The sequence below is a fragment of the Kitasatospora sp. NPDC093102 genome, assembly GCF_040683915.1.
Lineage (GTDB): Bacteria > Actinomycetota > Actinomycetes > Streptomycetales > Streptomycetaceae > Kitasatospora.
On record NZ_JBFBFA010000052.1, the window covers coordinates 31038 to 43815 of the forward strand.

The 12778-nt window shown below is 73.9% G+C and carries 5 protein-coding genes; 3 read left to right on the forward strand and 2 right to left on the reverse strand.

From position 1 onward, the window contains the following. Position 1 precedes the first annotated feature (1 nt). Together AB0O11_RS34830 and AB0O11_RS34835 are read right to left on the reverse strand one after the other, a co-directional pair. Positions 2–4213 carry an amino acid adenylation domain-containing protein gene (locus tag AB0O11_RS34830; protein WP_363395104.1) on the reverse strand — a complete coding sequence of 1404 codons (4212 nt, stop codon included), beginning with the start codon at positions 4211–4213 and terminating at the stop codon, positions 2–4. After that, positions 4210–8802, reverse strand: a complete 4593-nt coding sequence (locus tag AB0O11_RS34835; RefSeq protein WP_363395107.1) for an FkbM family methyltransferase — start codon at positions 8800–8802, stop codon at positions 4210–4212. Before AB0O11_RS34835 ends, AB0O11_RS34830 begins: the two co-directional genes overlap by 4 nt. A gap of 421 nt (positions 8803–9223) precedes the next feature. Between AB0O11_RS34835 and AB0O11_RS34840 the strand changes: the two genes are divergently transcribed. The 3 genes from AB0O11_RS34840 (at position 9224) to AB0O11_RS34850 (ending at position 12545) form a co-directional block, all read left to right on the forward strand. Next, positions 9224–10567 (forward strand): transcriptional regulator, encoded by a 1344-nt coding sequence (locus AB0O11_RS34840; protein ID WP_363395110.1) that lies wholly within the window; start codon positions 9224–9226, stop codon positions 10565–10567. Positions 10568–10819: 252 nt separating this feature from the next. Then, the gene (locus AB0O11_RS34845) at positions 10820–11656 is read left to right on the forward strand and encodes a glycosyltransferase (protein ID WP_363395116.1); all 837 of its coding nucleotides are present in this window, start codon (positions 10820–10822) and stop codon (positions 11654–11656) included. 295 nt (positions 11657–11951) lie between these two features. Next, positions 11952–12545 (forward strand): hypothetical protein, encoded by a 594-nt coding sequence (locus tag AB0O11_RS34850; protein WP_363395113.1) that lies wholly within the window; start codon positions 11952–11954, stop codon positions 12543–12545. The last annotated feature ends 233 nt before the right edge of the window (positions 12546–12778 follow it).

The window sequence follows — 12778 nt, forward strand, 5'->3', positions numbered from 1 at the left end:
GTCATCCCTCGAACGTGGCGGTGATCCGGCTCAGGTCGGCGGCCGAGAGCCCGGCCGGCCCGGCGGCGGTCTGCGGGCGGATGGTGAGCGCGGCGGCCGCGTGGCGGGCGAAGGCCTCGGGGAGCCGGTCGACGGTGGCGGCCGGGATGAACGCCTCGTCGAAGCGCCACCCGACCTCGACCGCATCCGGCGTGCTCCACACCACGGCCTCCAGGCCGAACAGCGGGCTCACATCAGCGTCCGGAAGGTCGGGGCCGCGGCCGGACGGGAGGTCGCCCAGGTAGTTCAGCGCCACCGGCGGCAGCGCCCCGGCCCAGTCGTGGGGTTCCTCGATCCGCTGGTGCAGGACGGCGGCCAGCGCCGCCGGGTCGGACAGCACGTGCCGCTCGGCCCGCAGCGACCGGAAGTCGGTGAGCCAGCCCACCGCGGCCGCCAGGTTGAGCCCGGGACGGTCGCGGCCGTGGAGCTCGGCGCACAGCGCGGGCGGCAGGTCCGGGCGCACCTCGGCGAGCGCACCCAGCAGAGCGGCCCCCAGCACGGCGAGAGCCCAGCGCGGCGCGGCCTGCTGCGCAGCGGACAGAGCCCGGCGGGCGTCCGCGCCCAGCCGCGAGACGACGGTGCGGCATGCGCCCGGGCCGCCGGACCCGGGCCAGGCCGGGAAGGGGGTGGCGGGCCGGCTGTCCTGGTCCCGCAGCCACGCCGCGTACCCGTCCCCGCGCCGCCGCGCCGGCGCGGCCGGGCTCGCGTAGGCCTGCCACAGCTCATCGCTCAGGCCCTGCAGGGAGACGACGTCGGCGACCAGGTGGTGGACGACCCACACCAGCCGGTCCGCCTGCCCGGCGGCGCGGATCAGGCACAGGCCCACCAGCCGTCCGGCGAGGTCGATCTCGCCCTCCGCCTCCTCCAGGAAACCGGCGACGGCCCGCTCCCGTTCGGCGGCCGGGACGGCGTCCAGGTCGAGGACGTGCACCGGCACCGGGCCGGGCTCGCCCAGCCGGGCCGTCCACCGGCCGCCGACCTGGGTGAAGGACGTCCACAGCGCCTCATGCCCGGCGACGGTCGCCTCCAGTGCCCGCTCCAGGCACCCGGTGTCGACCGGGGCGGGGGCATCGGCGCTCCACCGCACCGTCCACCGCTCGGGCCGAGCCGTGGCGCGGGCGAGGAACCCGGCCTGGTGGGGCGTCAGCGGCACGGGCCCGGGGTCCACCGCGTCCCGCGCGCCGGCCGGGCGCGCCGCGGCGGCGATCCGGCGCAGGGTCCGCTGCTGCAGGATGTCGTGCACCGTCAGCTCCAGGCCCGCCCGCTGCGCCCGGCCGGCCAGCAGGACCGCCTTGATGGAGTCGCCGCCCGAGGCGAAGAAGTTGGCGTCCGGGCCGGTCGGCGGCGCGGCAAGGACTTCGCTCCACAGCGCGGCGACCACGCCGAGCTGAGGGTCGTCCGCGTCCAACGCCTCCTCCCTGGTGGCGGGTGCGGGGCGTTCGGCCAGGGCACGGCGGTCGACCTTGCCGTTGCCGCGTAGCGGCAGCTGGTCGAGGACCTCGCACCGGTCGGGGCGGGCGTAGAACGGCAGCCGGTCGGCCGCGAGCGCAGCGGCAGCCTCGGGCAGGGCGGCCGGATCGGCGCCGGGGGCGGGGACGAGGAACGCGGCGAGTACCGGCGTGCCGCTGGTGCCGCTGGTGCCGCTGGTGACGACGGCGGCCGCGGTGATGCCGGGGTGGCTGGTCAGGACGGCTTCGATCTCGCCGGGTTCGACGCGGTAGCCGTGGATCTTGAGCTGGTCGTCGCCGCGGCCGAGCATCACCAGGTGCCCGCCGGGGCCGAGGACGGCGAGGTCACCGGTCCGGTAGGAGCGGGTGCCGGTGTGCGGGTCGGTGGTGAAGCGGGCCGCGCTCTCGGCGGGCCGGCCCAGGTAGCTGGCCGCGACGCCGGGCCCGGTGACGACGAGTTCCCCGGCGGTGCCGGGCAGAGCGAGTCGGCCGTCCGGCGTGCGCAGCTCGATCGTCGTGTCCTGGATCGGCGTTCCGATGGGTACCGGGCCGTCCGCCGGGTGCTCGCCCAGGCGGAAGGTGTGGGCGCAGCAGCCGACGGTGGCTTCGGTGGGCCCGTACTCGTTGGTGACGAGCAGGCCGGGCGCGTCTAGGAGGTTCAGGGTGGCGGCGGTCAGCTGCTCGCCGCCGACGACCAGGTGCCGGGTGGCCCGGGTGATCTGGTCGCCGGTCAGGTAGGTGGTGAGCAGGCGCAGGCTGCCCGGGGTGACCTTCAGCGGGTTCAGGTCGCGGGCCCGGGAAAGGGCGTCGGCCAGGTCCTTGGGCTCGTCGGAGGGCAGCAGGGTGACGGCCTGCCCGGTCAGCAGCGGCAGGAACAGGCTGGTGACGGTCATGTCGACGCTGATCGACGAGTGGACCAGGGTGCCGCTGCCGTCCGCGGTGCCGTAGTGGCGCGAGGCCCAGCCGAGGTAGTTCATCAGCGCGGCGTGGGTGATCGCCACGCCCTTGGGACGGCCGGTCGAGCCGGAGGTGTAGATGACGTACACGTCCGTCTCCGGCCCGGCCGCGACCGGCTCGGGTCCGGCTGCGGGGGAGTAGGGCGGCAGCGCGTCGATGCGCAGCACGGGCGCGCTGCCCGGCGGGAGGTCGGGGCGGTGCTGGTCCGTGACGATCAGTCGCGGGTCGGCATCGGCGAGCAGGTCGGCCACCCGGCCGCGCGGGAGGGCCGGGTCGATCGGAACGAACGCGGCGCCGCAGCGGGCGACAGCCAGCAGCACGGCCAGTAGCGGCACCCGGCGGTTCATGCACATGGCCACCCGGTCCCCGGCGGCCACGCCTCGTTCGGCCAGCGTCCGGCCGAGCGCGGCGCTCGCGGCGTGCAGGTCGCGGTAGGTGACCTCCTGGTTGTCGTCGCGGGCGGCGCAGGCGAGCGGGGTACGCGTGGCCTGGGCGTCGAACGCCTCCCCCAGGGTGGCGGGTACCTTGGTGCCGACGCCGGGCCGGTCGGCACCGCGAAGCCGGCTGCTGGAGGTGAGCGGGTCCAGGATCCGCCCGACTACCGCCGTGGCCGGGGCGTCGAGCAGGTCCGGCAGACCGGTACACAGAGCGGCCAGCCAGTCGGCCAAGCACCGGGCGCTCTCCTCGGCAACGGCGGCGCCGTCCACGTCCAGGGCGAGATGGAGCCGGCCGTCGGCATGCAGGGAGTGCAGGTCGAGGCGGAGGCGGTCGGTCGCGGCCCGCAGCGCCTCGACGCTGGCGTCCAGGCCCGGACCGAAGTCGAGCCCGGGCGCCTCCACGTGCCGGACGCCGACCGTGTACTCGCCGCCGGGCTGCGAGTGGGTGAAGAAGTCGCCGAGCCGGGCGGCGAGCGCGATCTCGCGGTGGCAGGCGCGGACGGTGCCGACGAGCGAACCGGCGAAGTCCAGGCGCACCGGCACGGGGACGCAGCGGCCCAGCAGGCCGATCGTGTCCGGCAACTGCTCCACCGGCCCAGGGATGAACAGGCCCATCGCCCCGTCCTCGCCGGGGGCGACCCGCTCCAGCAGGAGCCGCCACGCCGTCACCACGACGGCGTCCACACCGACCTGGAGGTCCCGGGCGAGCCGAATGATCCGGGTACCGGCCGCGTCGCCCAGCGGCACGGGCAGGTGCAGCCGGGCGCCGGGTGCGGCGGTGCGCATCACCAGGGCGCGGGCCAGCTCCTCGGCCCCCGCCTCCAGCCGACGGGCCTGCCAGTGCTCGCGGCCGCCAGCGGCACCAGGGTCGGTGAGCAGGCCGGCGAGGAAGGCGTCGACCGTCTGCGGATCCGGCCCGCTCGCCCCGGCCACCGTCCCGGTCCGGTAGCCGGCGGCGACGGTCGCCGCGGCACGCACCAGGCCGGTGGTATCCACCGAGCCGAGCGTCGGGCTCAGGGTGAGGGTGTGGCCGCCGTCTACGAGGCGGGCGAGCCCGACCAGCGGCTGCTCCCCGTCGCCGCCGACGGTGACGGGGAGGCGGCGGCGCAGCGCGGTGTGCTCGCGCACGGTGTGCTCGGCGGCCGCGCGGAGCCGGTCGGTGTTTAGCGGCCCGGTCAGCCGCAGTTCGAGAAGCGGGGCGGTGAACGCGGCCGCAGGGTGGGCGGCCAAGTGGCGGTGCTGCGGTGCGGCCGGTACGACGGCCAGGCCGTCGGCGGCGGTGATCTGCCACACGGTGGTGGTGGTGGCGGGTCGGGGGCTCGTGGTGGTCACCGGGATTCGCCGTCCTCTCGCAGGTTGGCCAGTCGGTCGCGGACCAGGTCGCGCACGGTGGCGGCGCCGGGCCGCAGAAGGTCGCGCAGCCGGTGCAGGGGCAGTTCGGGCAGGGCGCAGAGCGCGGCCAGGACAAGCGGGTACGCCTCGGCCAGCCACGGCGGATCCACGGGGTGGTGGGCGTGAGCGTCGAAGCGCAGCAGTGCGCTCGCGCCGTCGGCGTGCTCCTGGACGTCGAGCATCAGCGGGTACGGCACCGGCCACAGCGCCGGCTCGCTCCACGCGACGGTGCAGCCGGTCAGGCGCAGCGGGTGTGCGGCGGGCGGCTGGAGGGTGAAGAGCGTGTCGAACACCGCGCCGGCGCCGTCGGCGACCATCCCGTAGGGCACCTCGGCGTGGCTCAGCGCCTCGATCGCGGCGGTCACCGCCGTGTCGAGGTGTCCGCGAGCGGTGGTGGACCAGTCCAAGCGTGCCGGGACGGGGACGAGGTTGGCGAAGAAGCCGACCGTGTCGGTGAACGCCTCCTGAGCGCGGCCCGCGACCGGGCAACCCGTCACCAGCGCGTCGCTGCCAGCCGCGGCGGCGAGCAGGAGCTGCCAGGCCGCGAGGTGGATCGCGACCGGGGGAGTGGAGCGGCTGCGCGCCGCCGCCCGCACGGAGGCCACCAGGTCGGCGTCCAGTGCGAAGCGCAGGTGGCGCGGCTCGACGGGCAGACCAGTGGGGGTGCTCCAGGACCGGGCCGCCGTCCGGTCGAGCGCGGCGCGGACGGCAGCCCGGCCCTGGTCGAGCACGCCGCTCCCGCGCCGCCGGACCGCCGCAGCGCTGTACTGGGCGAACGTGGCGCCGTCCGCAGCGCCAGCCAGGGCCTGCGGGTCCGCGTACGCGGCGCCCAGGTCCCGTTGGAGGACGTCGACGGACCAGCCGTCGGCGGCGCTGTGGTGCAGCGTCAGCAGCAGCACATGGTCGTCGGGGGCCAGCCGCAGCAGGGCCGCACGCAGCATCAGGTCCCGGCCGACGTCGAACGGCGCCTGGAAGAACCGGCGGGACAGCAGATCAGCCTGGTCGGCGCGGTCGGGCTCCGGCAGGCTCGACAGGTCGCTGACCTCGATGTCGACCTCCTGGGCGGTCAGCCGTCGCTGCACCAGCGTCCCGCCGCCGTCGACCAGCACGGTGCGCAGGGCCGGGTGCCGGGCGACGACCGCCGCCAGCGCCGAACGCAGCCGGCCCAGATCGAGCGGGCCGGCGATCCGGTGTGCCAGGGGGATGACCTGGGCGTTTCCGCGCCCTCCGATCGCCTCCGCCGCCCAGATGCGCTGCTGCCCGAGCGACGCCGGCCCGAACTCCTCGTCCGCCGGCAGCTCGACCGCCAGCCGCTGTCCGGCGCCCGCTTGCCGGGCCGCCCCGCGGACGGTCGGCTGCGCCAGAAGCTCGTGGACCGCCAGGTCCACACCGTGGCGGCGAAGGCGCGCGCAGATCACCGCGGCGCTCAGCGAGTCGCCGCCCAGCGTGAACAGGTCGTCGTGGACGCCGACCGGCGCGGCCCTGAGCGTCTCCTCCCACACCTCGGCGATCCGGCGCTCAGTCTCGGTCTGCGGCGCGACGTAGGGGGTGGTGGACGCCGTCTCGCCGGGGCGCCGGTAGGCGTCCGCGGCCAGCGTGGCGGCCTGCTGTGAGACGGGCCACCGCACCTGCGACGGCGCCCAGGCGGCCGGGTGCCCATCGGCGGCCGGGGCCGAGATGGCCTGCGGTGCGGTGAGGAGCCGCCACTCCAGGGCTGCGGCGGCCGACGCATCCACCAGGTCGGGGGCATCGGCGAGGCTGAACCGGGTCCGGGCCGCGTCGGCGAACTCCAGCGCCGGCCGGTTGCGCGGCCCTGGCGTGCCGGTGAGCGCGATGCCGTCCAGGCCGAGGGCGGTGGCCCGCTCGGCCAGCTCCCGCAGGATGCACCACTCGACGTTGCGGCCCAGCGCGCGGCAGCTGACGAAGAAGTCCCTCACCCGCAGCACACGCCCGTCGGCCTCCGCCGAGACGAAGCCGACGAGCCCGTAGTCGCCGAAGCGGTCGCGTACCCGGACCGACAGCGCCACCCCGGTGCCGTCGAGCACTTGACGGACCGTTCCGGGCGTGTGGCTGCGCAGCGTCAGGTTGAACTGGGTGGTGCGGGCCGCGAGCTGTGCGATCCGCTCCACCTCGTCCTCCGTCGCGGGGGACACCTCCACGCGGAGGTCCAGCTGCTCCAGGTACTCGGCCGTTGTCGCCGTCTGCGCTGCGGCCCGGCGGCGCCGGGCCTCCGCCGCGAGCAGGCCCGTCCGCGCGCGGTCCTCCGCGGTCCCAGTGCCCTCCAGGGCGAGCTGCCACGTCCCGTGCAGGGCTGCGGGGAACTCCCGTGGGTCCGCCGGCAGGTCGACGACCGTGATTCCCGGGTGCGCGATGGCCACCTCGGCGCGTTCGGCGGCGCTGTCGTCGACGAAGACCAGCGACTCCACCGCGAAGCCGAGCTCGTCGGCGATCTCACCGATGGCGGTCGACTTCGGGCCCCAGCCCACGCGCACCGACCCGAAGTCCCCGAGGATCAGCGGCATGTCCGGGTGAGCGGCGAACACCGCCTCCACGTCGGCAAGGTTGTTGCGCGAGCACAGGCACAGCACCCGCCCGGCCTCCAGCTGCTCCCGCAGCGCCTCCTGTACCTGCCGGTAGGGGCCGCCGGCGTCCACGTTCTCGGGCCCGATCTCGCCGCACACCCCGCCCCACAAGGTGTTGTCTCCGTCCACGACCACGGCCTTGGTCACCGGCCGCTGCGCGGCGGTCGTCCGGCGCAGCACCGCCTCCGCCCACGGCAGCACCACCTCCGATCCCTCGGTGCCGATGCCGGCCGGAGCGCAGGAGGGTGGCGGTTCCACCCAGGTGAGGCCGCGTGCCTCGACGGCCCGGCGGGCCTGCCGCGTCGCGGCGGCGCTCGCTCCGGGCGCAACGGTCACGTACAGCGGCAGGGCCGACGTGGCGGCCCAGCGCTCGGCGGCTTCGATCTGGCGGCCCAGCCAGGGGGCTTCCGGGCGCGACACGCCGGGCCGCAGGCCGTACAGCATGTAGATCTCGGATCCGGCGAACAGCGCGTCCTGGTCGACGACCGTCTCGAAGCCCCGGCTCTGGAGCAGGGCCCGGAGCCGTTCCACCCGTCCGTCGAGGTCGTGGACTTCGGCGACGACCTGGTTGATGAGGGTCCAGTGCTCGTCGTCGATCCCGGCGAGGACGTCCTCCTCCGCGCGTTCGGCGTCGACCTTTAGCAGGTGGATGCGGCCCACGGTGTTGCTGCGGATCCAGTCCGACAGGCGGATCACCGGCACCGCGAGCTCCTGCCGGTCGGCCGTACGCGCGAGGGCCGTCGGTTCGAGGGCCTCGGCGGCAGCCGTCCGTAGATCGTCCGGAAGTCCAGGTAGGGCCTCGGCCTGGTGGCGGGCGTAGTCGCGCACGATGTGCCGGTCACGGTCGGAATCGGTGTAGAAGCCGGACTGGAGGGACGACTGCGGATAGAACGTGAGCGTGCGGACGCCGGCGCTCGCGCCGGCGGCGGCCCGGGTCACCGTGCCGCTGATCCCGTAGAGGTTCATGTTCGCCTCCAGCGCCTTGGCCACGGCGGGGACCGGTTCGAAGGCGTGCACCGTGACCCTGGCCGCCTGCGCGGCGGCGAACAGTGCGAACACGCCGACGTTGGCGCCGACGTCGACCACCACGTCGCCGTCGCAGACCTGAAGGCCATGCCGTAGGTACTGGTTCCGGACCACGATCTCGTCGTAGAGCTCGCGGCTTTCATTCGGGTGCATCTCCGCGATCGCGCGCCCGTCCGGCAGCGCGCCCCAACCCGCCGAGGGGATCTCGTGCTCTGCACGGGCGGGGTGCGGCTGCGGCAGAGTGCCCAGGGCCCGGCCGACGACGGCGAGGTTCGCGCCCCAGCCGGCCAGCTGAAGTCCACCGTCCGCCGTGGCAGGCAGGACCGCGTCCCCGGGTTCGACACGGCGCGCGGACACGGGCAGGCCGATGGCCTTCCCCCAGGCGTGCAGGGCCTCCGCGGCCGTGCCCGTGGCGCCAAGGACTCGGATCTCGAACGCCAGCGGCCGCACCGTCCCGGCGGCCTGCTCCACCGTCACGTCCGGGTTGTTGGCCAGCGCTCGCAGAATCGTTGCGACCTGGTCGGCGAGTGCGTGAAGCAGACCCGGGTCCGCGGATCCATTCCGCGCGGTGACCGTCCACTCCAGGCCCTCCGGGACCGTACGGAACACGCAGCTCAGAGGGGACAGGAGGTCACGGGGTGCCTGCCCGTCTCCGGCGAAGTGGAATGCCGGCGCTCCGCCGACACCGACCAGCCGCCGCAGCGCCGCCAACGAGCCGGTCCCGGTCGGCGGAGCGCTCACCCAGCGGTGGGAGAGCTCCCGCAGCGAGACATGCGGCACGACCTGGAGCTCCTCGACCTGCAGCTGCTCTCCGGCCTCCTCGCTACCGCAGGCCAGCCGCACATCCTTGCTGCCGGTGGCGATCGCCAGGACAACCGCGAAGACCGTCCGTGCGAGCAGGCCACGCTCGCACCCTTCCACCGTTGCTCCCCAGCACGCGGACGGGGACACGACGATCGAGACCGCCGACCGGCCATGCTCGTGGATTTCGCCGACGAAATCATCGGCCCGCCTCAACGTCCCCGCTCGCGACAACCCGAATTCGGGCTGATCTGCCCGTGATGACGCCACTCTTCCCCCTGACGACGTGAACGACCCGAACGTGCGTCAAACCGATTCGCCGACCGAGTGACCGCGGTCCGAGACCTGCGGTTCCGACCCGGACTGAGCGTCCCGGCCGTCCTAGGAGACTCCTGACGGGAGGTCACAGGAAGGGCGCCAGCGTCATCTCGGGTGGCCTCCCGGTCATCCAGCGGTCATCCACCTTGGCCGCCCTCTCCCGGAAACAGCTTCACGCAGGGACACTGGGACCGTCGATCCGGCAACGGAGGTGAGTGCACCGTTGAGCGATGTCGGGGCCCTGCTGGAGTACCTCGTCAGACACCACGGAGGGAAGGCGGAAGCGTTCCTGAAACGGGTTGGGGACCGGCACCAGCACCTGGGGTTCGGCAACTTCGCCACCAACAAGCAGAAGCTACATCGGTGGAAGAACGGCACCACGCCCGACCGGGAGGCACAACTCGCACTCGCCCATCTCCTCAGCGTTCCCCAACGAGATGTCCTGGAACTCGGCTGGCCTGCCTGGCTGGAACGGGCCGTCCCCGATGTCCTACTCGCACAGCACCGCGCGACCCCGACCGCGCTGAAGGCCCGAAAGGCCGGTGAAACCGTGGAACGTCGTCGGTTCATGATCACAACCGCGGCCAGCGGCATGGCCATCGCCCTGGCTCCCCTCACCCCCACCCCCACCCGCACTGGTGCCGGCCGCCGGGTCGGCGACAGCGTCGCTACCCTCCATGAAGAGCGCCTGGAAGCCCTACGCCACCTCGACGACAAGTTCGGCTCCGGCCACGTCTACAACGCTGCCGTCAACGAGTTCGACATGATCGCCAGCGCGCTGAACACCACCACCTACAACGAGAGCACCGGCCAGCGTCTGCTCGCAGCCGCCGCCGACGCCCAGCGCGCCGCGGGCTGGACCGCCTACGACAGCGGACACCCCGACCGCGCAGAGGAACACTTCGCCGACGCCGCCGAAGACGCGGTCGCCGCCCACGCTCCGGAGGTGCTCGCCAACACCTTGGCCTTCTGGGCCATCAAGTGCTACTCGACCGGCGATCCCCGTGCAGCGGTATCTCTCGTCGCAGCGGCCCACGCCCACGGCCAGGCCACCGGCTCCGCCCGAATGCTCGCCATGCTCCACGCCCGGGCCTGCCGCGCATACGCCAAGGCCGGGGATCTGCGCGCCTCCGACCGGGAAGCTAACGCAGCTCTGGACGCCTACAGCCGCGCTGTCCCCCTCGACGAAGACCTGCCGTCCATGTACTGGGTCAACCTGGGAGAGATCCACCAGCTGCTCGGTAGCTCCGCGCTCAACCTGGGCCACCCCACCCGCGCCCTGGTCCACTTCCAGCAGGCCGCCACCGCCGGCAGGGCCGAGATCTACGACGACTACGACGGCGACTCCTTCCCCCGAGGAGCAGCGATCTACGAGGCCCGGGCTGCCGAGGCGTATCTCGAACTCAATGACGTCGAGCAGGCCGTGGCGGTGGCCCACCAGGCCGTGGAGCACATGGGTGGCGTGAATTCCGCGCGCGGCAGCACTGCTCTGGCCGAGCTTCGGGCGAAACTGCGACAGCACGCGGGCGCAGCTGAAGTCAGGACCTTTCTGGAGTTCACCGCGTAGGACGTTGCTGAACACCTTCGTCGCGAGCCGGGTACCGACTGTCTGGATGCCTACCTCGGCTGTGTCCCGGACGGCCATGGCCTCCTTCCGAGCAAATCGGCACCCGGTTGGCGAGGTAGCCTCCGAACAGCGCTGGCTCAACGGCGTCGGGTGCACCGCCGCCGAACTCCACCGCCACGCCCAGGCCGCCTGACCCCGGAGACTCCTTTGACCCCCAGTCCGAAGGCGACCGTCGACGCGGTGGTGCTGACCATGAACGACCGCCCGGCCGAATTCCCGCCGGCGATGGCCTCCCTCCTCGCCCAGCAGGACGTCGACCTGCGCGCGGTCGTCGTCGGCAACGGCTGCCAGCCCGACCACGTCCCGGAAGGCGTCCAAGCCCTCGCTCTCCCGGAGAACCTCGGCATCCCCGAGGGCCGCAACGTCGGTGCCGACGCCCTGGCTGGGCCCGGAGCGGGCGAGTTCATCTTCTTCTTCGACAACGACGCCCACCTCCCCGACGAACGCGTGCTGGCGCGCCTCGTCGACCAGGCCCGCCGCCACCCCGAAGCCGTCTACGTCCAGCCCCGCATCGCCGACCCCGACACCGGCATCACCGTGCGCCGCTGGGGCCCTCGCCTGCGCGCCAGCGACCCCACCCGGCCCGGCACCGTCATGGCCGAAGGCGTCGTCCTCGTCCGACGCGCCGCCTACGAGCAGGCCGGCGGCTGGCCCGGCCACTTCTTCCCCTACCACGAGGGCCTCGACCTCAGCTGGCGGCTCTGGGACAACGGCCACACCGGCTGGTACGCCCCGGACATCGTCATCCACCACCCCGCCACCGACCCCGCCCGCCACGCCCTCTACCTGCGACTGGTCGCCCGCAACCGCGTCTGGATCGCCTACCGGCGCCTCCCCGCCCCCCTGGTCCCCGCCTACCTGACCCTGTGGGTACTGATCACCACGGCCCGGACCAGGGACCGCAAGGCCCTCACCACCTGGTTCGCCGGGTTCCGCGAAGGCCTGCGCGGCGGCCACGGCGAACGCCGCCCCATGTCCTGGAACACCGTGCTGCGCCTCACCCGGGCCGGCCGCCCGCCGATCGTGTAGACGCTCCGCTCGGCTGCCGCGGTGCGGCCGTACGCCGGGGCCGGCACCGTCGTCAGGATCGGTCCGTCCACCGGAAGGAGTTCGCCGCGGCCCCCGCTTCGGCATCCCCGTCCCGGCCGCCCAGCCGCTCTGCTCCGGCGGCCTGATCGTGGTGAGCCTGGGGCCCGGCGTCTTCCGGACGGGGCAGCACCATCGCGGTCAAACAGCCTTGACGTACTCCCCACCTCGGGATGCCGTGCCGTGACAAGCTGGTCCACCACGCCCTGGACGGGCCGAAGTCGATGAAGGGGACGACGTGGGCAGCGCCGTAGTGATGACCGTCATGATTCCCCTGGTCCCCCTGCCGGTGACCTGGCGCCATCTGCGCACACTGCGGCGGCCCGCGCTCGATGTCCCCCGCTCGGCCCGGCTGGTCTCCTGGGCGGTCGTCTCCGCGTGGCTGCTGCCGGTGGCTGCCGCCTTGGTGTCCATGCCGGGCGACGCCTCCGTCGTTCTCGCGTCAATCCTGGTCTGGCTGATCACCCCGCCGGCCCTGGCCGTTGCCGCCGCCCGATGTCGGGCAGTCGAACGCCACCAGGAGGACGTCCTGCGCGCAGCGCAGGGCCTGCCGATGCGGCGCCGCCTCACCTCGCCCTGGACGGTCGGAGCGCTCTGGGCCGCCGCCGCCTTCATCCTGATGCTCACCGTCGTCGTGGGCCCCGCGCTCGCCACCCCGCCCGGCCAAGCCGTCCAGCGCAGCACCCACCTCCTCGACCTCGTCCTGATCCCCGTCCTCCTCGGGGCGATCCACACGACCGCGCAGTTCGTCCGCCGCGAACGCGAGGCCGCCCGCGCCCTCCACGCCGACCGTCTGGCCGTCGGTCTGACGGCCAGACGGTCGGGGCGCTGAGCAGACCGGCCCAGCCGCCGCCCGGCTGCCCCACCGCGTCCTGTACCTGGGGGTTGAGGAACATCGGAGCGGAAGCCGGCGCTTGTACTCTCCGTGACGGACCCTGTTGCCCAATTCGGGTGAAGTCGACGCGATCATGAGGTGTGTGGCGTCCGCGGCTGTGAGTGTGTTGTGCGGCAGAATCGCGGGCGCGAACTGGGGGTACAGCGATGTCGATGCACTTGGACTCGGGC